Genomic DNA, 26,392 nt, shown 5'->3' with positions numbered 1-26,392 from the left:
GCGGCCGCAGGGCGTTGATGTCAATCGCGTGGCGAGGCATGGATGCCGAAGCAGCGCCAGTCGAATCAGGGATGAGCGTCTGGCGCGGTAGCGAATTGGCATCATAAGACCAAGGGGCTGTCCGCTTCGTCGCGGTTCGCTAGGGGTTTGGAAAGGGGGCAAGTCGATACTGCCCTCTTTCCTCGGGTGTGGGGCGAAGCTCCACGACTTTTTGCCGCTGGCACAGCGGCTCATTAGTAATCACACAGTTTGAGACCGAAGCAGACTCAGCAAAGCGCAGATACACCTCGGGTGTGGGCTAGGCGCCCCCGGTCGAAGACCCACGACTTTGGCCGCTGGCACAGCGGCATTCCTTAGCAATCTCGTTGTTGCGGCAACGAAAATAGCTCACGCTAGCGCACTATTTCTTCGTCTTTAGAGAAAAGGCACCACCAAGGCAGACGAACAAGAAAAAACGCACTGCGATAGCGTCATTATTTGCCACGCGCAGCACAAAAAACATGCTCTGGTATGACAATTGCCCTGCCGCCGCTGGCGTACCGCAGCGACCTGACGCTGCCAGGTGTCTTGGGCGCTGGCTCCATCATTGGAGCGTCTGCAAAAAAAAAGCCGCTTAAAAGCGGCTTTTTATTTAAGGCTGACTCAGCCCCGGGGCTGATATCAATTATCAGTATTTGGCTTCAAAGGTCAGCCATACCTTATCGGCATCGCTGCTGAAGGCATAGCCGGCATCGGCACCGGAGAAGCTGGCGTACTTGGCTTCAACGCTGTAATGCTTGGCGAAGGGATAAGCCAGGCTCACACCCCATTCCTTACCCATGTCGATATTGTCCACATCGGACTCGAACTTGTGATACACGGCCAACCACTTGAGATCGCCGAAGTTGCCGCTCAGGGAGCCGTACAGATCATTCATCCCCTTGTTCCAGTTACCGGCGCCGCCGAACAGGAATTTATCGGTCCAGCCCTGGAAGGCATGCAGGGTGGCGAGTGGGGTGATAAAACCGGCGTTGCCCTTGTCCGAACCCAGCACTTCGTAACCCAGCTTGGCGTTGATGCCGCTGAAGCCCAGTGAGGCCTCTGCCAGTTGGTAATCGGCATCATAGGAAACCGGATTGTCAGCGCCATCGCTCTGCTTGGCATATTCAAGGGTGTAGGCCAGCTGCAGTGAGCCGACATCACCCTTACCGCTCAGGCGCACACCGTAGGTGTCGGTGGAGAAGGCAGGCTTGTCCTGGTTATCGATAAGATAGGCATAACCCGAGACATTGGCCCAGGCGTTTGCCTTGTAATTCAGGTTCAACAGGTGGGTGTCGTTGTTGTGATCGGCATTGCCCGAGGCTTCGCTGAAGATGCGGTTAACGTTGTTGACGTAGGCATAGAAGGCGGTCAGGTTTTCCACGCCCTTGGTTTCCACCGAGAAGGCATCATAGGTTTGCTCGTTCTGACGGAAACCCACGCCACCCACAAAACGCTGGTTGTCCAGCAGGATCCGCTGGCGACCATACTTGAGCACTGTGTCTGCCGGGGCCTTGTAACCCACAAAGGCCTGGTTGATTTCAGTGTACTCGTAGTCGGAAATCCAGGGCTTCTCATCTGTGGCACGTACATCGTCTACTTCGGCCAGCACGAAAAAGTTGGCCAACTCACCGCTCTGATAGGTCAGGCGGGTGCGCAGCGAGGTCAAGTCCTGGGTGTCGGAGAGCTGGTCTACCTGTTCAAAGCGGGCGCGAAACTGAACATTGACCTTGGCGTCTTCCACCAGGGCCTTGCTGACGGGGTCGGCAATGGCAACATTGGACAGGCCGAGCAGAGCGGCGGATACGGCAAGGGCAGCGGTACTGAATTTCATCATCAAATCCTCGGGATTGGGCTTATTATCAGAGAGTTGCTTTTGCGGCGCATGTTATTGGCTTGCTTTTAGCCGGTTTGTGATCCGGCACATGCTTTTGCTCAGTCGGGATTTGGATGGGTAAAAGTGTGAGTCAGCTCAATGACTTATACTTATTTGTGAGTATATCTTTAGAGGTATTTAAGTCGAACCCAGCGATATTTCAGCATGCCAGTCGGTAAAAAACCGTCTGCTGTTCGGGTCCGCTCATGGGTCATGAAAAAAGCCAACCCAGTGGGTTGGCTTTTACTATTTGCTATCACGCGAAAGAGTCACGCCTTCTACCTGAAGGCGACTCCACGGCTGATTAGGCATAAACCGCCGTAGTCTCTACCTAAGCTTTGACCGCGGCCGTAAGCCGCTAACTAGGCTTTTACCGCGGCCGAGGCCGCTATTCTGGCCCTGGCTGCGTGGAGCTTCTTGTAGCTCTCAATCAACCGCTGGTGCTTCTCAAGACCATCGAGCTGCAAATTGGTGGGGGTCAGGCCATAGAAACGCACCTCGCCCTTCACCGAACCCACCACGGCATCCAGGGTCTCCTGGCCGAACATGCGGCCCAGGTTCACCAGATAGTCATCCAGCTCCAGCTCGTCGTCGAGGCTGATCTCCAGCACCGCCTGCACGCACTGGTAGAACAGGCCGCGGGCGACAGTGTTGTTGTTGTACTGCAGGAAGGTCTCGGTCAGCTCCAGCGCTTCTTCCAATTCACCCAGCGCCAGACAGATCAGCAGGCGCAGTTCCAGTATGGTCAGCTGACCCCAGACAGTATTCTCGTCAAACTCTATCCCTATCAGGGTAATGATGTCGGTATAGATATCCAGCTGACTCTCGTCGAGGCGTCGGGACAGGCTGCGCAGCTGCTTTCTGCTGAGGCTGTGCAGGTTGAGTATGTCTTCGCGGTAATCCAGGGCCTTGTTGGTGTTGTCCCAGATAAGGTCCGACACAGGGTAGACCTCGGAGAAGTCCGGTACCAGGATGCGGCAGGCGTTGCCTAAGTCGGTGAACTCGGCGATGTAGACCTCTTTGCCCAAGTCTTCGAGTATGCCGAACAGACGCGCGCTCTCCTCGGCATTGGTGCCGGAGAAGTCCCACTCGACAAACTCATAGTCCTGCTTGGCGCTGAAGAAGCGCCAGGAGATCACCCCGGTGGAGTCGATAAAGTGCTCGACGAAGTTTTCCGGCTCCTGCACCGCCATGCTGTTGAAGGTGGGCTTTTGCACGTCGTTCAGACCTTCGAAACTGCGGCCCTGCAGCAGCTCGGTAAGGCTGCGCTCCAGCGCCACTTCCAGGCTGGGGTGGGCACCGAAGGAGGCGAATACGCCGCCGGTGCGCGGGTTCATCAGGGTCACACACATCACGGGGAATTGGCCGCCGAGGGAGGCGTCCTTGATCACCAGCGGGAAGCCCTGGGCCTCCAGCGCTTCTATGCCCGCCAGTATGGCCGGGTACTTGGCCAGCACATCCTTGGGTACGTCCGGCAGGGCAATTTCCTCTTCGATAATGCGGCGCTTGATGGCGCGTTCGAAGATTTCCGACAGACACTGCACCTTGGCCTCATCGAGGTTGTTGCCGGCGCTCATGCCATTGCTTAAGAACAGGTTTTCAATCAGGTTCGACGGGAAATACACAGTCTCGCCGTCGCTCTGGCGCACGTAGGGAATGGCGCAGATGCCGCGGGCCACGTTGCCGGAGTTGGTGTCTATCAGGTTGGATCCGGCGAGGTCACCGTCCGGGTTGTAGATCTCCAGGCAATAGTCGTCGAGCAGGCCGTCGGGCAGTTCATCGTTAGGGCCGGGCTGGAACCACTTTTCATTGGGGTAATGGACGAATTCGGCGTTGGCGATTTCCGGGCCAAAATACTGATCGTTGTAGAAGAAGTTGCAGCTCAGGCGCTCGATAAACTCCCCCAGGGCCGAGCACAGGGCGCTCTCCTTGGTGGCACCCTTGCCGTTGGTGAAGCACTTGGGCGAAGCGGCATCGCGAATGTGCAGCGACCAGACATTGGGCACCAGATTGCGCCAGGAGGAGATCTCTATCTTCATCCCCAGATCCGCCAATATGCCGGTCATATTGGCTATGGTCTGCTCCAGCGGCAGGTCCTTACCGAGGATAAAGGTGTGATGGCTCTCGTCCGCGGTTAGCATCAGCATGGCCTGGGCGTCCTGATCGAGGTTTTCCACCACCTCAATCTGGAATTCGGGGCCGGTCTGCACCACCTTCTTCACAGTGCAGCGGTCGATGGAGCGCAGTATGCCCTCGCGGTCCTTTTCGGAAATGGTTTCCGGCAATTCCACCTGGATCTTGAAGATCTGGTTATAGCGGTTTTCCGGGTCCACTATGTTGTTCTGGGACAGGCGAATGCCCTCGGTGGGAATATCGCGGGAGACGCAATACACCTTGACGAAATAGGCGGCGCACAGGGCCGACGAGGCCAGGAAGTAATCGAACGGGCCGGGGGCCGAGCCATCACCCTTGTAGCGTATGGGCTGGTCGGCAATGACGGTGAAATCATCAAACTTGGCTTCAAGTCTGAGATTGTCGAGAAAATTTACTTTGATTTCCATTGGATAGTTCCGAATTCCTGCGGGGCTGGCCGCCTGCCTCAAGGGCACCGATGACGCTCGCCATGGCGGGGCCGCAAAGGGCAACCCCAAAACCATGGTCAAATCGAGCAAAATTGGCGGAATTATCCGCTTTTTGCCGCCCTATGTCTTGGAATAATTGTCTTGGATTAATTGCCCGGAGCGCCATCGCAGCTGCGAAACGGCCTATGGCGCCAACACCAGAGTGTCCAGCACCCCAAAGCCCTTGTGTACCCCACCCTCCAGGCTGGTGTCGGCCTTGGTTCGCAGCAGGTAGCCGCCGTAGTCGGCGCGATCGCCCAGGGTAAAGATCCCCAGCTCAGAGATATGACCCCGGGCCTGCAACCATTCACCCCGCACCAACTTGCTCAGGAGTTCCGGCCTGGATTGGGCGGCTATGGGCGCCATCAACAGGGCGCCGCTGTCGGCACTGTCTTCACGGGCCCAGGCCAGCGCCTGCTCGCCCCTGGCCACATTGCCGCCGCCCTCGTCCTGGCGCTTGTACCACCAGCCCTGTGCAATCAGCTTTGTCAGCTGCTCAGGATGCAACTGCAACACCGCCATGGCCGGTGACATCAGGGCACCGAGTTCAGCGAGCTCGGTGGCCGAGAAGCCAAAGCGGCGGCCAAATGCCAGGCGGGACTCGGGGGAGGCAAAAAGCTGGCTCAGTTGCAGTTGCAGGTACTTGCTGCCGGCCAACTGCAGCGCCATGTCGGGACACAGCAGAATGTCCAGCCGCTCCAGCTCGGATCGCAGCCGCCACTGCGCTTCGTTCTGATAATCGGCGGCGTTGTAGCCGGTACGCCAATACAGCAGATCCAACGCCTCGCCCTGCAAATCCAACAGCGGCCCGTCACTGCTGCCACTGCTGAGGCAAACTTCAAGGTCGGCCAGGGTCAGGCGTTGCACCCTGGCGCCCTGCCGCGCCATGGCATCGGCCAGCAACTGCTGATCAAAGATATTGTCTTCCCTGGGTTCGACCACAAAACCTATGTTGGCCCGGCTGCGTCCCCGATTCTGTGCCCAGCTTTTCGCGGCCTGCAGCATGAAATCCGCCTGTCTTGCCAACGCCTGATTGTCGGCAAAGGTCAGTTCCGGCCTGTGGGGGCGGAGCAGCTCAAGCCAGAGGTCATTGAGTGGTCCCATACCGGCGGCAATCGGGTTGGACTCCACCCAGCGCCACTGGCCCTGGCTATCCAACATCAGGTCGTGACGCATCAGTGCCAGTCCTTGGGCCAGCACCGGGCCGGACTCTTGCAGCAAACGCCCCAAGCGTGCCGGCAGAGAATCCCCGTCAAGTATGGGGGCAAGCTCGGTCAGCAGCCAGTGGGGCTCGGCGGCAATGGCGGCCAGCATCCTGCCCAGCAGGCTCGCCCCTTGTTTCGCCGCCAGCCACTGCGCCGGGGTCAATTGATAAGGGGTCAGGGACACGGGCAACGGCATAAAGCGGCCATCGGCGGCCCTGAGGCCAAGGGATGAGCGGGTCAGCAGCGCCGACCAATCGGGTTCTGTGGCAGCCGGCAAGACCGGCTTGACCAATGTGGTGGCATGCATCTGTTTCTCCTTCCCTATTTCGGGGCAACATCAGCTCAGGGCTACTTCAGCTCAAGGCTGCATCAGCAGATTGACCGTAAGGCCGGTAACACAGGCCGTGGTGAAGACCACTGTGATAAAGGCCAGCAGCAGCGGCCAGCGGAACAGGCGGCTGAGGATGATCAGTTCCGGCAGACTGGCACCGGCTCCGCCTATGGTCAGGGCCATCACACTGCCATAGCTGACACCCTTGCTCACCAAACTGGCCGCCAAGGGCAACATGGAACTGGCGCGAACATACAAGGGGATCCCCAACAGCGCTGAGGCCGGGATCAGCCACCAGGGTTCGCCGAAAGCCAAACGACTGAAGAAGTCCGCCGGCACATAACCGTGGATCAGGGCGCCGACCGCCACCCCGGCAATCAGGTGTGGCAATACTTCCCTGGTCTGCTTCACGGCACCCCGCAGCAGCATCCCGGCTTTAATGCCTTGTGTTGCAACCGAGGTGGCCGCTTCTTCCACTGTGCCCGGCGTCAGGGTGACATAACGACCGAATCCCAGGTGTTGCAACAACCAGCCCGCCAGCAGCGCCAGCAGCAGTACCCCCAGGGCATAAAACAGCGCCAGTTTGAGCCCCAATGTGCCAATCAGCAACACCAGCAGCACAGGATTAAGCAGCGGCGAGGTCAGCAAAAAGGTCATCACAGGGCCAAAGTCGGCCCTGGCCCGCAACATACCCTCCAGCAGCGGCAGGGTCGAACAGCTGCAAAAAGGCGTGATGGCACCCAGTGCCGCCGCTGTCAGATAGCCGGCACCGCCCCCCAGCAGGGCCTTGACCCGCGCAGCAGGAAACCGCAGTTGCAACCATTGCACCAGGGCGCTGATGGCCACAAACAACAACAATAGTTCTGCCAGGGTAGAGATAAAAAACACTAACGCCGCCTGGAATGCCGGATACATGGTGCCCCTCCTGTTGTACTGCTGTGGATGCCGAGCGGGTCGGCACATATTTCGATGATTGTGGAATTAATATATTTCCACGATTATCGAAATACAAGAGATTTCGACAATGATCGAAATATTTTTGTTTTCCGCTGCCGACGACGGCTAGAATAGGCCCAGGACAGTCGATAAGGATTGAGCATGGAATTAACACTGGCGGCCGATCAATTGGCCGAACTGGGGCACAGCACCCGCCTGAGTATCTTTCGCCTGTTGGTCAGGGCCGGGCATGGGGGTATGAGTGTGGGGGATATCCAGGCCAAGCTGGATATCCCGGGTTCGACCCTGTCCCATCACCTGAGTCGAATGAGCAAGGTCGGGCTGATGCAGCAACAACGGGACGGCCGCACCTTGTATTGCACCCTGAATTTCGATGCGGTCAATGCGTTGCTGGGCTTTCTATATGCCGAATGCTGCGCCGGTGACCAGCCGCTCAGGGTTGAAAACCTATAAACCTTTGCGGGCCCTCAGTGGGCCGGCATGCTGGAGTTGATCATATCCCGGTACAGGCGCCACTGGCCGTTTTCCCTGTGCCAGAGCACCATGAATTTACCCTGATCGAGCACCTGGCCACCGTCCCCTTCCAGCACATAGGTGCCTATTTCCGCGGCGGTGTCGCCGTAGTCTTCCACTTCCAATGCCGCCAGGCGAATTTCCTTCGCCCCCATGTCCATGATGGCCTGGAAGGTATCGCGTATGGCCTGGCGACCTTTGACAAAGCCACCATTGGGTTGCAAAAACTGGCCGTCGCGGGAGTAAAGGTCGGCAACCGCCGCCGCATTACCCTGATGGAAGGCGGCCATAAAGGCCTGGTCAGCCGCCACTATGGCGTCATAGACCTGAGTTGAATGTGCCATGATCATGTCCTCTGGTTTAACAAGCGAGCCGGTCGTTATGTGCTTATAACGAAATAGCTCACCGCAGAGTACAAGCTTAGCCAAAGTCGGGACCCAAGCGGGTCCCGGGAAGCCCGGCTCTAGTCACTTATCGGCATAAGAATATAGCGGCGGATTATGAAGCGCCGCCAACGCAGTGAGCTCACATTAACGGCAAGTAGATATCGGTCTGCAGATCGCACTCGTCCACCTGATGGACAAAGTTGAGGTAGTGAAAAAACAGTGGCTCTTCCCGCAACGCCTCGCCGCTTTGAGGCAGCCAGTCGCGGAAGAAGCCATAAATGCTGTCATCCATGGCGTCGTGGCTGCCCAAATGGCGCACCACGACATAACGACCGGCGGGAATAGTTCCGTTTTGCACCCCGAAGTCGTTGGCGGGAATGGCTTCGCCAACCGTGCCACAGATGCGAAAACGAAAGTCTTCTGCGGCCATGGTCTTGGGGTCGCCATTGGGTATGCCATAGGTATTGGCCTTATCCACAGGTGACAGACCGCTGGTCTTGCGCCATTCGATAAAGCGGCCGGCGGTTTCCATTACCCTGCTTGGGTCACCGCAATGTTCCAGATAGGCAATTTGCTGCGTCGGCAGGTCCACAATTTTAATATCCAATTTCATCTCTCCTTTGGCTGGATTCATTTGATTTATCACCAGGTGCCAATCGGGCCACCCGGGACTGCGACGAAACGCGGAAGGACTTTGACCCAGCACCCGCTTGAAGGCGCGGCTGAAGGCCTCGGCACTGTCAAACCCCGCCTCAAGGCCTATGTCGAGGATCTTGCGCCTGGGCTCGAAGGCTAACCGGAAGGAGGCGCGTTTGAGCCTGAGCAGCAACACATAGCGGCTCAGGGGCGCACCTGTGGCGGCCTGAAACACCCGGTGAAAATGGAACCTGGACATGGCGCCGATGGCGGCGAGTTTATCCAGGTTGAGATCCTCATCCAGATGCCGGCCTATGTAGTCACACACCTTGCCCAGGCGGGCCTGGTGTGAACTCTTGCTCTCCTGCTTCATGCCTTCTGTGTTCCCTTCTCTGTTTTCGCTTTCGTCGTGGCCACTACTATGCCCACGGTCCCAAGCCAATACTTGATTGAAATTGCGCAATGGCTCTCCAACGCCGAATCAATCTGCTAAGGTCAGGAAAGCTCAATATTGTATACAAATTTGTTCAGCCTCGGAGGCCGCAAGCTGTTAGGATATTCGCCAAGCGGGCACAGACCCGCTAACAATAAAGCCAACAGATATGAGAACCCTATGAAAAAAATGATCAACGGCTTAATGCTGGCCCTGCTGGCCAGCGGCTGCGGCCAGCAGGCCCCTGGCAACCCAAGCCAAGCCGAATCCCAGACTCAATCCCAAACTCCGGCCAAACAGGCCGAGGACAAGGTAAGCCTCAAGCAGCAGCTCAGCGCCATGACCCGCAGCTATTTTGCCCTGCGTCCCGAACTGGCCACCTATTACGGTGTGCCGGACAGCGATGCCGGCGAAGGCATAATGTCCAGCCTCACAGACTACAGCCTTGACGGTGAGGCCAAGCGCCGTGCCGGTGTCAGGGCCATGCTGGCGCAACTGGATGCCATCGATGCCGCAGCCCTCACCCCATCTGAGCGGGTCAGCCTGAATGCCATCCGCACCGAGGTGCGCGGCGCCCTGCTGCCGGCCGAAACCGTCGGCTATGGCAACATACTCGGCGAATACGGCGTCTGGTTCCAACCCTATGCGGTCAACCACCTTTCCGGTTTGCAGGTGGAATTCCCCGGCTACATGGAAGACAAGTTTGCCGTGACCAACAGCGCCCAGGCCCAGGCCTACCTGAGCCGACTGAGGGCCTATCCCGTGGCCATGAAGGGCCTTATCGAAAAACTGAATCAGGATGCAGAACAGGGGGTGATCCCACCGGACTTTATCATAGCCAAAACCCTGTTTGCCCTGCAGCAACAGCTGAGTTCCCCGGCCGCCGAGCATCCGCTGGTGAAAAGCTTCGCCGCCAAGCTTGCCGAGGGCGGCGTTGAGGATGGCACCACTCTGGTGACCACCGCCGCCGAACTGGTGGGCAGCCACTATTACCCCGCCACCCGGGAACTGGTCGCCGCCCTGGAGGCGCTGCAGCCAAAGGCGGTACATGATGCAGGCATAGGCCGTCTGCCCAAGGGCGCCGAACTGTACCAGGCCATGATCAAGCACCTGGCCAATTCGAACATGAGCGCCGAGCAGATCCACCAGCTGGGTCTGAGTGAAGTGAGCCGCATCAGCACCGAGATGGACGGCCTGCTGCAAAAGCTCGGCTACACCGAAGGCACAGTCGGCGAGCGCATGCAGGTGCTGCTGAACGATCCCAAGTATCTTTACCCAAATACCCCCGAGGGCAAAGCGCAGCTGATGGCCGGAATTCAGAAGGATCTGGCGCTGGTGAACGCCAAGCTGCCCCAGTGGTTCGGCCGCCTGCCGGATCAGGAGGTGGCGGTGGAAGCCGTGCCCGACAGCCGCGCTGCCTCCACCAGCGGTGCCTTCTACGACGCCCCGTCCCAGGATGGTAGCCGCAAGGGTACCTTCTGGATCAGCCTGTATGACACCGCCTCCCTGCCGTCCTACTCGGTGCAAACCCTGACCTACCACGAGACCAATCCCGGGCACCATCTGCAGACCATTATCGGCCTGTCGGACACACTGCCGCTGCTGAGCACCATCTTCTACTCCAACGCCGCCGGTGAGGGCTGGGCCCTGTATGCCGAGCGCCTGGCGGCCGAGATGGGTATCTATGAAGGCGATCCCATAGACGACATTGGCAGGTTGCAATCTGAACTGCACCGCGCCGTGCGCCTGGTGGTCGATACCGGCATGCACGCCAAGGGTTGGAGCCGGGAGCAGGCCATAGACTATGCGGTGGCCACCGAGGGTATACACATCTCCGAGGCCACGGGAGAAATCGAACGCTATTGCGTCTGGCCGGGACAGGCCCTGGGCTACAAGCTGGGCGAGCTGAAGATTATCGAGCTGCGTGAAAAGGCCAGAAAGATTTTGGGTGGCAGCTTCGACATCCGCGTATTCCACGATCGCTTACTGGAAAACGGCGCCCTGCCGCTACCCCTGCTGGAGCAGAAGATAAACGCCTGGCTGGACTCAACCAAGTAAACCGCCTGTTCTATACAAACGATAAATAAAAAAGCCCGGCTCTGAGTCCGGGCTTTTTTATTGGCTAACCAAGGCCACTCAGGGCTTGCTGAAACCGGCGCGGGCATCGGCAACCTTGCTCCTGACCACGCAGTTCTCAACGTGATCATTGATAAGGCCCATGGCCTGCATAAAGGCAAACACGGTTGTCGGGCCAACGAACTTCCAACCCTGTTTTTTCAGCGCCTTCGACAGGGCCTCGGACTCGGCCGAGGTGGACATACTCTGGGGCTCATGACCGCCGGGCGCCTCAAAGCGCCAGAAATAGGCCGCCAGCGAACCCTCTGTTGCCACCAGCTCCTGGGCCCGTTTGGCGTTGTTGATCACGGCTTCTATCTTGCCCCTGTGCCTGACTATGCCGGCATCCGCCAGCAGCCGCTGCACATCCCGCTCGTCAAATTCGGCGACCTTGTTGAAGTCAAAGCCGGCAAAGGCGGCGCGGAAGTTTTCCCGTTTGGCCAGTATGGTGCGCCAGCTGAGGCCGGACTGGAAACTCTCCAGGCACAGCTTCTCGAACAGGCGCACATCGTCCGCCACCGGATAACCCCACTCGCGGTCGTGGTAATCGAAAAACTCAGGTGCCGCCGCACACCAGCGGCAGCGGGGCTGGCCATCGGGCCCGGGTATGGTACTCATGCTTACTCCTTTGCCGCTCCTGACTCTATTTTTGCCAGGGCATCACCGTAATATTTTTGCCAAAAGGGATGATCAGTATTGGCCAGCGCCAGTTGCAACTCCTTCCTGGCCCCCTGCTTGTCGCCCTGCTCGCCGAGCAGCTGCCCCAGTTCGAAATGCAGGCTGGCGGACTTTGGCAGACTGGCAAGACCGGACTCATACACGGCCCGGGCCTGCTGCGGCGCACTCTGCTTCAGGGATTGACCCAGGGCAATCAGCGAATCGGCCGGGCTGACCTCGAAACCGTAGACATCGGTCGACAGCTGTTGGTAATGGCGGATGATGGCCTCAGCTCCCTTCTGACTGATGGCCGAGTCCGGGGCCAGCACCCTGTGGATGTCGTCGAAGATAAATTCGATACCGTGGGCGGTAGCAAGCACAGCTTGGGTCATGTAATAGCTGCCATCGAAGCGCTTGCTTTGCCACTTGAGTCCCGCGGGGGCAAAAGCCTTGAGCTTGGCCTCCAGCTCCGCATAGGGCGCCAGCTGGCCCTGCTCGAAATCGCTGTCGCTGGTGGAGATCTGCAGGAAGCGCGGCTTGTGCTCCAGTCTGGATGCCATGGCCTTAAGCTTGGGCTCGGCGTCCTGCAACACCTTGGCAAAATCCTGCCCCAGCACAGGGCTCGCCGCCAGGTAGGCATTGAACAGCTCGGGTCGGTTAAGCAGGGTGTAGAGCACCAATCCGCCGTTGCCGGTGAAGCCCGACATTATCTTGAAGCCGTTGCTGCGGTATTTGGCCTCGATGGCCGGCAGCAGGCCGCGCTCAATAAAGTCCAGCAGCTGCCCATCGCCCTGCTCTATGGCCGCCTGCTTGAGCTTGCCCAGGCCCTGATGACTATCGGGGGCGGTGACGATAATGGTCTCCAACCAGGGCCAATCGCCGTTGTGGCTCATCCAATCTTCCATTCCCGCCAGCAGGTTTGCCGCCCTGGGATGCAGGTCCAGCAGCACCACATAACGTTTGTCGCTCTGGCTGTCGTAGGTGTCGGGCAGGCTGATACGAAACTCGGCGGCTTCGGTAAAGGCCTCGTTCTTGACGCTGAGGGTTTCCACCCGGCCCGCCTGGGCGGCGCCGGCCACCAGGGTCAGCAACAGGGCCAGCAGGGGCCGGATAGCGATAGAGGTTAAAGCAAATTTCATGGTGTCGGTCCCTCGAGCGGCTTGATATAGCGCCGATTATTGAAATATCAGTATTTTCAATGCCGAAGTTAACAAACCCGGGCGCGGGGGACAACCGCCGTGGCGATCCGTTTAACCTTTGACTATGGCGGTTAAGCGTTCAATAAACAGCCGCACCGCCTCGCTGTCGTCGAAACTGAAGGCCAAACCATAGTGGGTTTCGGTCAGACTCTTGTGCAAGCGGGTCGGGAAACGGGTCATCTGGGCATTGTGGTGATAATCGTACTTGGCATGCACCCCGGCCAGGCCCGCCAGCTCACCGGCAAACACCTCAAAGGCCGGGCGAATGACCAGCAGTGCCGTCTTGCCTTCCTTGTGCAAGTACAGAGGCTCCTTGAGCCCGGGCAACATGTACTCTGTCACCTGGTGAATAGTGAAGTTGCTGCGGCAATTGAGGCCGTTCAGGGTCTTGCTGATCTCATTGTATTCCATGGGCGCTCCTGCCTGTCAGCCGATACCAACCCGGTTCGGTCTGCAACCGATAGTGACCTATGACCGGGACCTTGCCCAGCAGATTATGTCGTCTGCGCTAATATTCGTGTCCCAGGCCGCAGGCGGCAGCGATTGCACTGGCAAAGCGGGGCAATTCACTTTAGGATCGGGCTGCATTCTTGGGCAAGGTTTAGCGGAGCATCAAATATCATGGGTATCAGAGCCATAGTTGTAGACACAGCCGGCACCACCACGGATCTCAATTTTATTCAGGACACCCTGTTCCCCTATTCCGCCAAAAGGATGGCCGACTTCCTGCAAAGCCAGCAGCACAACCCCCTGGTGGATTATTGCATGGGCGATGTGCGCGATATCGCCCTGGAACCCGAGGCCGACGTTGCCCGGATTGCCGAGATCCTTTGCCAGTGGATTGCCGAGGACCGCAAGGTCACACCGCTCAAGACGCTGCAGGGCCTGATCTGGAAACAGGGCTACGCCGGCGGTGAATTCAAGGGCCATATCTTCCCCGACTTTATCGAGGCGATTAAACGCTTCCGGGATCAGGGCCTGAGGGTGTACAGCTTTTCGTCGGGTTCGGTGGATGCCCAGAAATTGCTGTTCGGTCACAGCGATGGCGGCGATCTGACCGAGCTGTTCAACGGCCACTTCGACACCCGCACCGGCAATAAACTGGACAAGCAGGCCTACAGCAACATAGTCAACACCATCAGCCTGACCCCAAGACAAATACTGTTTGTTTCCGACGTGGTGGATGAGCTCAAGGCCGCCGAGGCCGCCGGTATGATGACCTGCCAGATGGTGCGCCAGCCGCAGCAGCGTACCGGCAAATACAGGATTATCTCCAGCTTCGATGAGCTGATTGTGGAATAATCCAAGAGGGTGCCGCAGGCACCCTTTTTTTCCTCTCCCCCAAAGATATAGAGACAGGGTTGCCCCTTGTCGGCCCCCGCTTATGCTGCTAGGCTGGCTTTTTGCCTTAAACGAGCGTTTGAAATGTCCAAGCCTCTGGAAAAGTTCCTGGAAAAATACCCTCACTCCAGCCGCATCAATGTCGCCTGGGGTGAAATGGATGCCCTGCAGCACGTCAACAACGTGGTCTACTTCCGCTATTTCGAGACCGCACGCATCGACTATTTCGACCGCATCTATCCCCTGGGTGCCATGTATGCCAAGGGTGTAGGGCCGGTGATCAGTGAGAACCAGGCCAGGTACAAGCGCCCCGTGACCTTCCCGGACACCCTGTTGGTGGGCGTCAGCATCAGCGATGTCCGCGATGACCGCTTCACCCTGCATTACGAGGTGTTCAGCGAACGTCAGCAGGCCCTGACCACCACGGGCAGCTCGATGGCGGTGATGTTTGACTTCAACAGCGGCACCAAGGCCCGGTTGCCCTCCGAACTCAGGCTATTACTTGAGCAGGATCTGCGCTGATTGCTGGACTTTTATCCATTCCCCCAGTTGGCGCCGCAGCAGCACTCAATTACACTTGAGCGACATCTGTTCACTACTTAACGCCTCCATGAAATACCTGACCTCTCTCGCCGGCCTGCTGCTTGTTTGTGTTTCCCTGTCGATATCCGCCGCATCCAAGCCACAACTGGAACTGGCCTCCGGCAGTGCCCTGGCAGTGGATCTCAACACCAATGAAGTGTTGTTTTCCAGCAATCCGGATCAGGTGTTACCCATAGCCTCGGTCAGCAAGTTGATGACGGGTCTGGTGGTGCTGGATGCCAAACTGCCACTGGATGAATATCTGACGGTGGATGTCAGCCAGGCCGATATTATGAAAAACGTGGTGTCCCGGGTGCGCCTGGGCAGTCAGCTTAAACGTCGGGAATTGCTGGCACTGGCACTGATGTCATCGGAAAATCGCGCCGCCACCACCCTGGCCCACCATTATCCCGGTGGTTACAAGGCCTTTATCGCGGCCATGAATACCAAGGCCAAGGCCTTGGGCATGAACAGCAGCCATTTCGTTGAGCCCACGGGGCTGTCCACCAGCAACGTCTCCAGCGCCAACGATTTGCTGTTGCTGCTGCGGGAGGCACGCAAGCATCCGCTGCTCGGCGAACTCAGCAGTGCCTCCAACCGCAGCGTGACCTTCAGAAAGCCCAAGTACAGCCTGGCGTTTTACAACACCAATCGCCTGGTGAACAAAAAGAATTGGGACATTGAACTGACCAAGACGGGTTACACCGACGAGGCCGGTCACTGTCTGGTGATGCTGACCAGAATGGCCAAACGGGATGTGGCTTTCGTGGTGCTGGATGCCTTCGGCAAGTTCACCCACCTGGCGGATGCCAATCGTCTCAAGGTCTGGCTGGAAACGGGCAAGGTCAGCCCGGTTCCCAAGGAAGCCAAGGAATACAAACGGCAGCGCCAGCAGGCGCGCGCCTCAGCCAACTGATGTCAGGGAGACACAATGGAAGGCACCATAGAGCACAACCCCCAGGATAATTGCTTCCTCCTGCCCCTTGAGGGCTTTGAGGCCCGCCTCGAATACAGGCGCAGCGGCGACAAGATCAACTTCACCAGTACCTATGTACCGCCGGAGCTGCGCGGTCGCGGTGTGGCCGAAAAGTTGGTCCGCGCCGGGCTGCAGTGGGCCCGGGCCCAGGGCCTGCAGATCCAGGCCAGCTGCTGGTACGTGCAGAAGTTTCTCTAGGGGCGGCCTTTCCGGATTGTTTTTGCAGCTGTCGCATTCCCGCCGCATAATGACCTCAACTACCTAAACTACAGAGCAAAATCATGCCCTATCGTCTTATTAAGGCGGACGAAACCCACACCAGCCATTGGGCCGGTGGCAGCACCACAGAGCTGCTGATCAGCCCGACCAGTGCCAAGGTGGCCGATCGCGATTTCCATTGGCGCATCAGCAGCGCCAGGGTAGAACGGGATGGCCCATTCAGCGACTTCAGTGGTTATCGTCGTCTCTTGTTGGTGCTGGAGGGGAAAGGCATGTCCCTTGACTGGCAACATGGCGAGGACAGTGGTCAACTGCTGCTGACCCCGGACTCACCCGCCTGGCAGTTTGAAGGTGAAGCCAAGGTAAACGCCCGGCTCTTGGAAGGTCCCATCAGCGATTTCAATCTGATCTGCAATGCCGGTATGGGTGGTGAACTGCTGCTCCATGCCGAGCGCCATTCATTGGAGAGCGGCACCTCGGCCAGACACGGTGAAACGACTGTGCCGGGTCAGTATGGCATCTATCTCCACAGTGGCGCCCTCACCATAGAGGGTATGACGCCCAGGCTCAGCCCGGGTGATCTCTTGCTGGCACAACAACCGCTGGAGGTGCGCGCACTCAGCCCCAGCCTGTGCGTGTTATTTTTCCTCGGCCTCTGAACTCAATTGGCCCGGCAGGGCCACAGCTCCACCGCGGTCACCTCGGCCTGAGGTGGCCCCAGCCAATGGCTCAGCTCATGGCATTCTCCGTCCCGGCACAATTGCCAATCCGCCACCTGCGGACTGCGCCCCAACCTGAGCAAGGGAATGGGTGCCAGCGCCGGGACATAGTGCCAGCTGCCATCGGCAAACCAGGCATCATCGGGGATTTCCATTCCTGCCCCTGTGCCGCGCACCCTGGCCTCCACCAAGCGCAGCCACAGAGCGGCCAGCCCCTGGCTTTCAAGCCGATAATCTTCCAGCCGATAGTCTTCCTCCCAGCGAATTTTCTCGACACTGTGCTGCCACTGCAGACTGAAACTCTCCAATGGCAACTGGGCCCAGACCTGGCCCGCCAAGCCCAGACACAGGCCCAGCATCAGGGGTGACGCCTGGCCCGCAGGCCGTGCAGCAACAGCCAGGCCAGCAGCAGGCCAAAGCCCAGCTCATCACTGAGCGGCGTCGCGAGGATCAGGCTGGCACCGGCGCCAAAGCCCAGCAGGCGCTCCAACCAGTTCAGCGGCAGCCACAGAAAGCCGGTAAACACAGCTCCCCAAAGCCCAATGGCCAGCAGCGCCTTGGTCACCACATAGGCCGTGGCCCACAGGCTGTCGCCCTGCAGCATCAGCGCCGGATCATAGACCGCCATGTAGGGAATGATAAAACCGGCGATGGCGATACGTATGGCCCAGAGGCTGATCTTCAGGCCCTTCTCCCGCGCTATGGGGGCGGCGGCAAAGCAGGCCAGGGCCACCGGCGGGGTCAGATCCGACATGATGCCGAAATAGAACACGAACATGTGCGACACCACCAGGGGCACGCCGAGATCCAACAGCGCCGGAGCGGCAATGGAACTGGTGATGATGTAATTGGGGATCGAGGGAATGCCCATGCCGAGCACCAGACAGGTGAACATGGTCAGCACCAGCGACAGCAGCAGCTTGTCCTGGCCCACGGCCAGAATGTAACCCGCCACTGTGGAGGCTATGCCGGTAAGCGAGACTATGCCGATAATGACCCCCACCAGCACGCAGGCTATGCCCACGGGCACCGCATGACGGGCACCCTCCACCAGGGCGTGCAGGCACAATCTCAGGGTATCGCGCCCGCCCTTGACCCAAAAGCAGGCCAGCACCAGCAAACCTATCACCCCGAACACCACACTTATGCCGAGGCGGAAAAAGCCGGCACACAGCAACCCCAGGACAATCCAGAACACCAGGCGCATGGCCTTGGAGGAAACCCCCAGGATCAGTGCCGAGCCGAGGATCACCATGGCGGTCAGCGCCAGGCCCACTGTGCCGGAAAACAGCGGTGTACGGCCGGAAAACAGCAGTCCAATCAGCACCAGCAGCGGGATCAGCAGATACCAGCGCGCGGCCAATGCCTGCCAGGGATTGGGGCACTCATCGCGGCTCAGCCCCTTGAGTCCGGCCCGGCGCGCCTCCAGGTGCACCATCCAGAATACCGAACCGAAATAGAGCATGGCCGGCAGCAGTGCCGCCCGGGCAATTTCAAAAAAGGGCACATTGATGGTCTCGGCCATGATAAAGGCCACGGCGCCCATGATCGGCGGCATGATCTGGCTGCCCATGCTGGCGGTGGCTTCCACCCCTCCGGCAAAGGCGGCGCGGTAGCCCGAGCGTTTCATCAAGGGAATGGTGAACTGCCCCGTGGTCACCACGTTGGCCACACCTGAGCCCGTGATGGTGCCCATCAGCGCCGATGACACCACGGACACCTTGGCCGGTCCGCCGACCCTGTGGCCGAACAGGCCCATGGCAAAGTCGGTAAACAGGCGGATCATCCCCGCCTGCTCCAAAAAGGCACCGAACAGGATAAACAGGAAAATGTAGGTGGCCGACACATAGGTGGGGGTGCCATAGAGGCCCTCGGTGCCAAAGGACAGCTGGTTCACTATCTGGTCGAGACCGTAACCCCTGTGCATCAGATCGCCGGGCAGATACTGTCCAAGCAGACCATAGGCCAGGAACAGGCCACAGATGAGCGGCAGTGCCGGTCCCATCACCCTCCGAGCAGCCTCAAACACCAGCACTATCAGGGCAATACCCACATACATGTCCATGTCGGTCAGCTCACCGGAGCGCTGAATAAGCTCGGCCTCGAAGATCCATTGGTAGGCGGCCGTGCCCATGCCCAGCAAGCCCAGCAGCCAGCCCAAGGGCGGCCAGGGACGGCCCTTGCCCAGGGTCGGAAAGCTGATAAACACCAGCAACAATAAAAAGCCCACGTGCACCGAGCGCAGCACCTGGGTCGACACAGGATGAAAAGCGGCGGTGATGATTTGAAAACTGGAAAACAGCAGGGCGACTGCAAACAGCGCCCTGGGCCAATCCCCGGTCGCGGCTTCCAGTCCCCGTTGGGAGTCGGTCATTGGCTCTCCTGCGGGCCCCAATCGGGGCCCTTTTTTGAAAATCAGAGCAGGCCCGCTTCGCGGAAGAAGCGCTCGGCCCCGGGATGCAAGGGCAGCGGCAGATTATGGGCGGCGCTCCTGGGATCTATGGCCTTGGCCGCGGCATGGGCATTGCCCAGACGCTCCAGGTTTTGGTACAGCAACTTGGTCATCTGATAGGCGGTGTCATCGCTGACCCTGGCGTGGCTGATAAACAAATTCAGGATGGCAACCGTGTGCACCTCGGCATACTGGCCTTCATAGGTGTTGGCCGGGATGATGCCGGGCTGATAGGCGGCATTGCCTATCTTGGCGATCACCTCTGCCGGGATCTCAACAAAGTTAATCGGCATGGTGGCGGCGAGATCGCGAATGGCCGCCATGCCCAGGCCGGAGGATTGCAGGGTGGCATCGAGCTGGCGGTTCTTAATCAGCTCAACCGACTCGGCATAGGGCAGAAATTCCACCTTGCCCATGTCCTGATAACTCAGACCGGCGGCGGCCAGGATGGCACGGGCATTGAGTTCGGTACCGGATTTGGGTGCGCCGACAGAAATGCGCTTACCCTTGAGATCCGCCAGCGTTTTGATGCCGGCATCCTTGTTGGCCACCAGCTGAATGTAGTTGGGATAAGCAGCGCCTATGGCTCTGAGCCTGTCCAGGGGTGCCTTGAAGCCGGCATCCAGGTCACCCTTCCAGGCTGCGGACACCGAATCCCCCAGCGCCAACGCCAGTTCGCCCCGACCTGCCTGCAGCAGATTCAGGTTTTCCACCGACGCCTTGGTGGCCTGCACCGAGGTCTTGGCGCCCTCGATGTCCTTGCCATAAATCTGCGACAGGGCCACGCCTATGGGGTAATAGACCCCGCTGGTGCCACCCGTGAGTATGTTGATAAAGGTGGGTGCCGCCCAAACTGCGGTGCTGATCCCAAGGGCAGCCAGGGCGCCCAGCAGGCCTAATTTACGCTTAACTGTCATGATGCATGTCCTTATCGCGTTGATTTGAGACGGGTATACAGCAAATCACCTTAGCATGCCAAACGAGAGTTGGCACTTGGGCTTAGGTCAGAGGAGTCGGCGGGCCTGTAACAGGGCCGTCGCCCAGAAGGGATTGTCGAGGGTGGAAATAATCACCCCCTGACTGGTGGACACGTGCAGGAAACGTCGCTCGCCCAGGGCGATGGCCACATGTTGCTGACGCCGACCTGTTTTGAAAAACAACAGATCCCCCGGCACCACCTCGGCCAAGGACACAGGCCGACCCAGTCTGGCCTGCTCGGCAACGGTGCGGGGCAATGCCAGGGCTTGGGTGCTTTGATAGGCCAGTTGTATCAGGGCCGAGCAATCCATGCCCCGCCTGTCACTGCCGCCAAGGCGATAGGGCGTACCCTGCCACTCGCGGTACAAAGCCAGCAGGCTGTCCCTGGGGATCCCGGGAGCCGCCCTGGCAGGTTCAGGAGCAGGAGTCTGTGGCTCAGGTGCGGAAGAACAGCCGCCCAAAGCCAACAACAACAGTACGCACAGGATCCGCAGCAAGGTCATTTCTTGGGTCTGAAGGCCTTGATGACGTCCTCGTTGCATTCCAGATAAGGCCCTTCCATCAGGTCGATGCAATAGGGAATGGCTGGAAACACGGCATCCAGACATTCACGAATGGATTTGGGTTTGCCCGGCAGGTTGACTATCAGGGTGTCATCACGCAGACCGGCGGTCTGGCGCGATAAAATGGCCGTGGGCACGAACTTGAGCGACTCGGCGCGCATCAGCTCGCCGAAACCCGGCATCATGCGGTGGCACACGGCCTCGGTGGCCTCAGGGGTCACATCACGTTTGGCGGGCCCTGTGCCCCCCGTGGTCACTATCAGACAGCAGGCTTCATTGTCGGCCAACTCGATCAGGGTCCGTTCAATCTCCACCTGCTCATCGGGGATCAGCCTGTATACCGGCTCCCAGGGCGAGGTCAGGTATTGGCCCAGGGTATCGATGATCGCCTTGCCGGAGAGGTCTTCATACACCCCTGCGCTGGCGCGGTCGCTGACTGTGACTATACCGATTCTGGCTGTGGCCATGGCATGATTCCTTTTGGCAGTAAAAACTAGGGATTCTAGGCCGTTAACATACCACACTTTGACCCGGGCCGAAGGTGACAAGCTTGAAATCGGCGCGCCGGCTCACACCCTGTCTTCCTGACACCGGCATGCCACCAGGGTGTCATCCAGGATCTGCAGAAACTCGTCCTGGGCCAGGGACAGTATGTCCCGTTGCCTTTCCCTGGCGGCCACCTCCATGCGTCTGGCCATATTGGCCAGGGGAGTCATGCCCAAATTGGCGGCGGCCCCCTTGATCGAATGGGCGCTGGCTCGAATGCCGGGAAAATCCTGATCGTCCATCGCCTGGAGAAAGGCCGCCCTGTGATGACGCATTTCATCAACGAAGACCGCCAATATCTCATTGAGCAGGCCCGGGTCTCCGGACATCAGCTTGAGCATGGCCTCCCGGTCAAACAGGGCCCCTGCCCGGGTCTGGGGGGCGGCAGATTCGGCGGCCTTGGGTAAAGGCATACCACCAAGCCAACGGCTCAGAACCTGACGCACGACCGACATAATCAGCGGTTTGCAGATGTAGTCGTCCATACCCGACTCCAGACAGTGTTCGCGGTCGCCCTTCATGGCGTTGGCGGTCATGGCAATGATCGGAATATGGCGCCAGTGTTCGCCCACCTCTCCACGGCGGATCATCGCAGTGGTCTGATAACCGTCCATGGCCGGCATCAGGCAATCCATCAACACCGCCTGGAAGTGCCCCTCGTTGCTCAGTTGCAGTTTGTCGAGCGCCTCCAGACCGTTGGCAGCCAGATCGGCCTCCAGTCCCAACTCATGCAGCAAGCCCATGGCCACCATCTGATTGACCCTGTTGTCCTCCACCAACAGCACCCTGGGGTGACCGGCGACCACGGGAATATCGTCATTGCCACTGTCCTGCTGTGATTCCGGCAGCTCCTCCAGCGCCAACCAGGCCATCAACGCGAACAGGGACAAGGGCCTGCACAGTACCGCCACGGAATCTTTGTTGGCGGTAGGCAACAACTGCAAATGCTGCTCGTGAGACACCACAGCCAGGCTCTTGGCTGTCTGACCACAGGCCAGAGAAGTCAGCCACTGTATTTCTTCGGTGACCGGACTCTGGGGAGGCAGGCTGTAGATCAAGCCCTCGGCGCGGCTCAGTTCGGGGCTGGCCGCCACGGTTTGCCTGCCCGGCAACACCTTAACGTCGGCGCCCCAGGATTGCAGCAACTCCGCCAGCACTGTCTCGTTGGCCCCGCAATCTCCCCCAAGCAGCAACAGTCTCCCCTGCAATTCGGGGGGCCAATGCCTGTCGGCAGGCGTTTCGCTCACCGTCAACAGCACATTGAATTCGAAGGTGCTGCCCACGTGTTCGACACTGCTGGCGCGAATGTCCCCCTGCATCAACTCACACAGTCGCCTGGCAATGGACAACCCCAGGCCGGTGCCGCCAAAGTGGCGGGTGGTAGAGCTGTCGGCCTGGGTGAAGGGATTAAACAACTGGGCCAGCTTGGCTGCGGGTATGCCTATGCCGGTATCTTCTATGGCTATCCTGATCCGGACTTGCTTGTCCGTTTCCGCCTCGCTGCTGACCCGGATGGCTATCCAGCCCGCCTGGGTAAACTTTATGGCGTTGCCCACCAGGTTAAACAGTACCTGCCGCAGGCGCCCGGGGTCGCCAAGCAACCAGCGGTGACCAACGGCGGTGATATCAAGCAAGAGGTGCAGCCTTTTTTCTTCGGCCTTGAGGGCCATGGGCTGAACAAATTCGTCCAACAATTGGATCAGGTCAAAACGCAGGGTTTCGATTTCAAATTTCCCCGACTCAATCTTGGAAAAATCCAATATGTCATTGAGCAGGCTCAGGAGTGACTCTGCGCTCGATGAGGCGACATCCACATAGTGCTGTTGCTGCGCCGACAGTTCGGTGCGCGCCAAAAGACTGAGTATGCCTATGACCCCATTCATGGGCGTGCGGATCTCATGGCTCATGCAGGCTAGGAAGTCCGCCTTGGCCCGGGCGGCCGACTCGGCCTTCTCGCTGGCCTCGGACAGGGCCAGGTTATGGAACTCCAGCTCCCTGGCATAGTTTTCTATCTTGAGTTCGTTAAGCTTGATGGCGGTGAGATCTTCGATACAGGAAAAGAAACCAACCACAGTGCCGCTGGCGTCCACATCCGGCATGTAGGTCACCTGTACGAACTGGGTTTCCCCCTGTTCATTGGTCGACTCGGTCTCGAACTCTTGTCTGCGCCCTGCCAAGGCCTGCAACTGATGTGGCCGCACCGTATCTTCCAGCTCAGGTGGCAAGACCTCGGCCACCTTTTTGCCCAGCACTTCGTCTTCGGTTTTCTGCAACAGCTGCAGATAGCGACTGTTGATAAAACGGTAGCGCCGCTCGGCATCCACGTAGGCCAATTGCACCGGAATAACGTTGATCACGCTGTCGATATAGCGGCGGGAGTCCTCCAGCTCCTGCTGCTGTTGCAACCGCTCACGAATTGCGGCGTTATAACTTTCCACCAGCAGACCAAATTCATCCTTGTTGTCCAGACTGAGGGTATGCTCTGTGCCATGGGCGGCGATCTGCGATGCAATCCGACCTATGGGTTTAAGTACATACTTGCGCTGGGTGTAGAGGTTTATCAACAACAGGAGCGCAAAGCCCAGCAGCTGGATGGCAATGTAGTCCACCAGCTCTTCCATGGCTTCGCTGCGGATCGGCTCCGGATCGTAGCCGATAAACACCACGTAGGGCCGCAGACGCTGCACTTCGGGTGAGATGAGATACACCAATACCGCCTGAAATATCTGACCCTCTTTCGAATAGCGCTGCTGACCGGAAGCCTCGCCCGTGACGCTACGCACCAATCCCTGGCTGTCGCCATCCAACACCCGCTCCATGGGCTGGCCCTGATGCTGGATATGATTGTCGGCCACTATCTCCAGGGTGTCGGCATTGATGATAGACAGTTGGAATATGCTGCTGCGGGCGGCCAATGCGCCGGCAACCCTTTGCATATTGGCTTGATCGGCCTGGGTTTCCAGCGCCAAATTAAGCGCCCCCACCAGATCCGTGAGTTCAAAATCAGCCTGACTGCGAATGCGCTTATCGACCTCGCTCAGGTAATAGAGGCTGACAAGCAGGCACACCAGCAAGGCACAGAACAGGGTCGCGAGGTTAAGCTTGTAGGCGATGCTTTCCCGCGGCATCAAGGACATCATTGGCTCGCCCCTCCAATAAAGAGATACGGCAGCTTGTCACAGGTCCCGCTAACGGCCTGGATCCGTGTCAGGGTGTCACATACAGAGTCAAGCATCCCGCTGAGACGCTCCCTATCGGCCAACAGCTGCTGCTGCGCCTCCCTTGTCAGCAAGGCCAAACCATTCAGGGAGGCATTAAACTCGGCAGCACTGATACCTTCGCGCCGGGCCATCAGAGCGTTGGCTTCCTCCGGGTGGCGCATGTGATATTCCAGCACTTTTTGCCAGACATTTTGCAACTTGGCCGGGAAATCCGGCTCACGCCGCAGCAAGCTCTCGGACACAGACACTATGTCCAGCACCTCACCGGGAATTTCCCGGGTCGAGAATAATTGCTGCATGCCTTCATGTTTGAGTAAGGCAATGGAATACGGCGGGTAGGTGACCATGGCGTCTATGGTTCCCGCCGCCAATTGGCGATTACCATCGCCCTGCTCGACATTGATCACCTTAACGTCATCCAGGGTCATACCATTGGCCATCAGCGCCCGGGCCAGAAAATAGATACCCAGAGAACTGACTTCGCACCCTAGGGTCCTGCCTTTTAGCTGAGTCATAGAGGTAAAGTGCTCCGGTGCAACTATCAGATCCGCACCGGCGGAATAATCGGCCAGCAAGGCAATCTTCAGTGGCTTGCCGCCAAGCATGGCCACCTGCACCGCTTCGATGAGAGTGCCGGTGAACCCATCCACACCACCGGCAAGGTAGGCTCGCTGGGCGTCCGACAGACTGGCCACCTGCACCAATTCCAGCCGCAGCCCTTCTTCGGCAAAGTAGCCCTGCTGCTGTGCCAGATACAGCAACTCATAACCGGGCCAGGGATTGATGGCAATCACGACCTTGGTGGCCGGCTGCCCGCCACAGGCGGCCAGCCAGCACAGGGTAAGCAACAGCCATAGCCGCTTCACAGGGATGGCTCCTCAAGCAGCACGGATGTCTCATCCCCTGCAACGACCACGCAATTGCGCCCTCGGGATTTGGCCTGGTATACGGCCTGGTCGGCGCGTTTCAACCAGTATGAAAAGTCCGGATGTTTGGCATTGGCCTGCACGACCCCCAGACTACAGCTGATCTTGAGTCCTGCGGGACACATGTCCACAATCAAATGCAGCAACCTTTGACTGCGATAAGTTGCGGCCTCCAGGGCGCAGTCCATCAAGATGACGAACTCCTCGCCCCCGATCCTGGCCACCACGTCCTCGCGACGGGTATTGGCCTTCAGCAAGGCGGCCAGTTGTTGCAGCACCAAGTCACCCTTGTCATGACCGTGCTCGTCATTGATCTTTTTGAAATGGTCGACATCGATCATGACCACAGACAAATGGCTGGTGTTGCGGCACACCTTGGCCAGCCGCTGTTCGGCGCTTTCCTGAAAGTAACGGCGGTTATAGAGTCCGGTCAGCTGATCGTGCAGCGCCATAAATTGCAGCTTGTCCCTGTGCTGTTTGAGCTGCACATGGGTCGACACCCGAGCCCGAACTATGGCCGGCCTTATGGGTTTGGTAATGTAATCAACGGCCCCCAGCTCCAATCCCTTCTGTTCATCCTCATCGGCATCCTTGGCGGTAACAAAAATGACCGGAATATCCGCTGTCACGGGATCGGACTTTAGCAGTCGGCACACCTCGTACCCATCAAGCACGGGCATGATCACATCCAGCAGGATCAAAGAAGGTAGAGGGTAGCGGCGGGCTTCACGCAGACAGTCGTGGCCATTACTGGCCTCGCGGATCTGGTACAACCCCTTGAGGCATTGGGCCATGACCAGGTTATTGGTGCGCACATCATCAACTATCAAAACTGTCTGGAGTTCGTCCATGATTGCCCCTGAGGCCACGGTTATGCGGCCATTCTTCCATTAATGACTGATACAGATAGTGGAAGTGTAGC

The 26,392-nt window shown here is 58.6% G+C and carries 24 protein-coding genes; 7 read left to right on the top strand and 17 right to left on the bottom strand.

Going from position 1 to position 26,392, the window contains the following annotated elements:
* Positions 1-667: 667 nt before the first annotated feature.
* The 4 genes from JYB84_RS00390 to JYB84_RS00375 all read right to left on the bottom strand — a co-directional run bounded on the left by JYB84_RS00390 (position 668) and on the right by JYB84_RS00375 (position 6,966).
* Entirely contained in the window at positions 668-1,852 is a 1,185-nt protein-coding gene (locus JYB84_RS00390) for an alginate export family protein (RefSeq protein WP_207321516.1), read from the bottom strand.
* Between the two features lie 404 nt (positions 1,853-2,256).
* Positions 2,257-4,455, bottom strand: a complete 2,199-nt coding sequence (locus tag JYB84_RS00385) for an OsmC domain/YcaO domain-containing protein (RefSeq protein WP_207321515.1) — start codon at positions 4,453-4,455, stop codon at positions 2,257-2,259.
* A gap of 204 nt (positions 4,456-4,659) precedes the next feature.
* A complete protein-coding gene (locus JYB84_RS00380) occupies positions 4,660-6,027 on the bottom strand; it encodes a glutathione synthase (RefSeq protein ID WP_207321514.1) in 1,368 nt (455 codons plus the stop codon).
* A gap of 51 nt (positions 6,028-6,078) precedes the next feature.
* Positions 6,079-6,966: a permease gene (locus JYB84_RS00375; RefSeq protein WP_207321513.1), complete on the bottom strand. Its 888-nt coding sequence runs from the start codon at positions 6,964-6,966 to the stop codon at positions 6,079-6,081.
* Positions 6,967-7,143: 177 nt separating this feature from the next.
* On the opposite strand from JYB84_RS00375, the gene JYB84_RS00370 reads away from it, so the two are divergent.
* The gene (locus tag JYB84_RS00370) at positions 7,144-7,461 is read left to right on the top strand and encodes an ArsR/SmtB family transcription factor (RefSeq protein WP_456114982.1); all 318 of its coding nucleotides are present in this window, start codon (positions 7,144-7,146) and stop codon (positions 7,459-7,461) included.
* Positions 7,462-7,475: 14 nt separating this feature from the next.
* On the opposite strand, the gene JYB84_RS00365 is transcribed toward JYB84_RS00370, so the two are convergent.
* The gene (locus JYB84_RS00365) at positions 7,476-7,865 is read right to left on the bottom strand and encodes a YybH family protein (RefSeq protein ID WP_207321511.1); all 390 of its coding nucleotides are present in this window, start codon (positions 7,863-7,865) and stop codon (positions 7,476-7,478) included.
* 181 nt (positions 7,866-8,046) lie between these two features.
* A complete protein-coding gene (locus JYB84_RS00360; RefSeq protein ID WP_207321510.1) occupies positions 8,047-8,916 on the bottom strand; it encodes an AraC family transcriptional regulator in 870 nt (289 codons plus the stop codon).
* A 240-nt stretch (positions 8,917-9,156) separates the two neighbouring features.
* Here JYB84_RS00360 and JYB84_RS00355 point away from each other — a divergent pair, with 240 nt between their 5' ends.
* On the top strand, positions 9,157-11,034 hold the full coding sequence (locus JYB84_RS00355; RefSeq protein ID WP_207321509.1) for a DUF885 domain-containing protein: 1,878 nt from the start codon (positions 9,157-9,159) through the stop codon (positions 11,032-11,034).
* Between the two features lie 78 nt (positions 11,035-11,112).
* On the opposite strand, the gene JYB84_RS00350 is transcribed toward JYB84_RS00355, so the two are convergent.
* From JYB84_RS00350 to JYB84_RS00340, 3 genes are all read right to left on the bottom strand, one after another.
* Positions 11,113-11,709, bottom strand: a complete 597-nt coding sequence (locus JYB84_RS00350) for a DNA-3-methyladenine glycosylase I (protein ID WP_207321508.1) — start codon at positions 11,707-11,709, stop codon at positions 11,113-11,115.
* Between the two features lie 2 nt (positions 11,710-11,711).
* On the bottom strand, positions 11,712-12,887 hold the full coding sequence (locus JYB84_RS00345; RefSeq protein WP_207321507.1) for an alpha/beta hydrolase-fold protein: 1,176 nt from the start codon (positions 12,885-12,887) through the stop codon (positions 11,712-11,714).
* Between the two features lie 111 nt (positions 12,888-12,998).
* Positions 12,999-13,358 (bottom strand): hypothetical protein, encoded by a 360-nt coding sequence (locus tag JYB84_RS00340; protein ID WP_207321506.1) that lies wholly within the window; start codon positions 13,356-13,358, stop codon positions 12,999-13,001.
* Between the two features lie 210 nt (positions 13,359-13,568).
* Between JYB84_RS00340 and mtnC the strand changes: the two genes are divergently transcribed.
* From mtnC to JYB84_RS00315, 5 genes are all read left to right on the top strand, one after another.
* Complete coding sequence (mtnC, locus tag JYB84_RS00335) at positions 13,569-14,249, top strand: acireductone synthase (protein WP_207321505.1); 681 nt, start codon at positions 13,569-13,571, stop codon at positions 14,247-14,249.
* A 135-nt stretch (positions 14,250-14,384) separates the two neighbouring features.
* Positions 14,385-14,810: an acyl-CoA thioesterase gene (locus tag JYB84_RS00330; protein WP_207323048.1), complete on the top strand. Its 426-nt coding sequence runs from the start codon at positions 14,385-14,387 to the stop codon at positions 14,808-14,810.
* Positions 14,811-14,898: 88 nt separating this feature from the next.
* The gene (gene pbpG, locus JYB84_RS00325) at positions 14,899-15,786 is read left to right on the top strand and encodes a D-alanyl-D-alanine endopeptidase (RefSeq protein ID WP_207321504.1); all 888 of its coding nucleotides are present in this window, start codon (positions 14,899-14,901) and stop codon (positions 15,784-15,786) included.
* Positions 15,787-15,801: 15 nt separating this feature from the next.
* Positions 15,802-16,044, top strand: a complete 243-nt coding sequence (locus JYB84_RS00320; RefSeq protein WP_207321503.1) for a GNAT family N-acetyltransferase — start codon at positions 15,802-15,804, stop codon at positions 16,042-16,044.
* Positions 16,045-16,127: 83 nt separating this feature from the next.
* Positions 16,128-16,724, top strand: a complete 597-nt coding sequence (locus JYB84_RS00315) for a HutD/Ves family protein (protein WP_207321502.1) — start codon at positions 16,128-16,130, stop codon at positions 16,722-16,724.
* 2 nt (positions 16,725-16,726) lie between these two features.
* On the opposite strand, the gene JYB84_RS00310 is transcribed toward JYB84_RS00315, so the two are convergent.
* From JYB84_RS00310 to JYB84_RS00275, 8 genes are all read right to left on the bottom strand, one after another.
* Entirely contained in the window at positions 16,727-17,143 is a 417-nt protein-coding gene (locus JYB84_RS00310) for a DUF1850 domain-containing protein (protein ID WP_207321501.1), read from the bottom strand.
* Complete coding sequence (locus tag JYB84_RS00305; protein ID WP_207321500.1) at positions 17,143-19,158, bottom strand: TRAP transporter permease; 2,016 nt, start codon at positions 19,156-19,158, stop codon at positions 17,143-17,145. Before JYB84_RS00305 ends, JYB84_RS00310 begins: the two co-directional genes overlap by 1 nt.
* Before the next feature lie 41 nt (positions 19,159-19,199).
* A complete protein-coding gene (locus tag JYB84_RS00300) occupies positions 19,200-20,153 on the bottom strand; it encodes a TAXI family TRAP transporter solute-binding subunit (RefSeq protein ID WP_207321499.1) in 954 nt (317 codons plus the stop codon).
* Positions 20,154-20,240: 87 nt separating this feature from the next.
* Positions 20,241-20,717: a C40 family peptidase gene (locus tag JYB84_RS00295; protein ID WP_228290846.1), complete on the bottom strand. Its 477-nt coding sequence runs from the start codon at positions 20,715-20,717 to the stop codon at positions 20,241-20,243.
* Positions 20,714-21,244, bottom strand: coding sequence for a molybdopterin adenylyltransferase (gene mog, locus JYB84_RS00290; RefSeq protein ID WP_207321498.1), 531 nt, complete (start codon positions 21,242-21,244; stop codon positions 20,714-20,716). Before mog ends, JYB84_RS00295 begins: the two co-directional genes overlap by 4 nt.
* Positions 21,245-21,346: 102 nt before the next feature.
* Positions 21,347-24,463 (bottom strand): hybrid sensor histidine kinase/response regulator, encoded by a 3,117-nt coding sequence (locus JYB84_RS00285; RefSeq protein ID WP_207321497.1) that lies wholly within the window; start codon positions 24,461-24,463, stop codon positions 21,347-21,349.
* Positions 24,460-25,410 (bottom strand): ABC transporter substrate-binding protein, encoded by a 951-nt coding sequence (locus JYB84_RS00280; RefSeq protein WP_207321496.1) that lies wholly within the window; start codon positions 25,408-25,410, stop codon positions 24,460-24,462. Before JYB84_RS00280 ends, JYB84_RS00285 begins: the two co-directional genes overlap by 4 nt.
* Positions 25,407-26,321, bottom strand: a complete 915-nt coding sequence (locus tag JYB84_RS00275; RefSeq protein WP_207321495.1) for a GGDEF domain-containing response regulator — start codon at positions 26,319-26,321, stop codon at positions 25,407-25,409. The genes JYB84_RS00280 and JYB84_RS00275 overlap by 4 nt, the downstream gene beginning before the upstream one ends.
* Positions 26,322-26,392: the final 71 nt, after the last annotated feature.

Origin of the sequence: Shewanella cyperi (genome assembly GCF_017354985.1) — a bacterium.
Lineage (GTDB): Bacteria > Pseudomonadota > Gammaproteobacteria > Enterobacterales > Shewanellaceae > Shewanella > Shewanella cyperi.
Note: the sequence above shows the minus strand (reverse complement) of the source record. Positions and strands in the feature narration are given on the sequence as shown.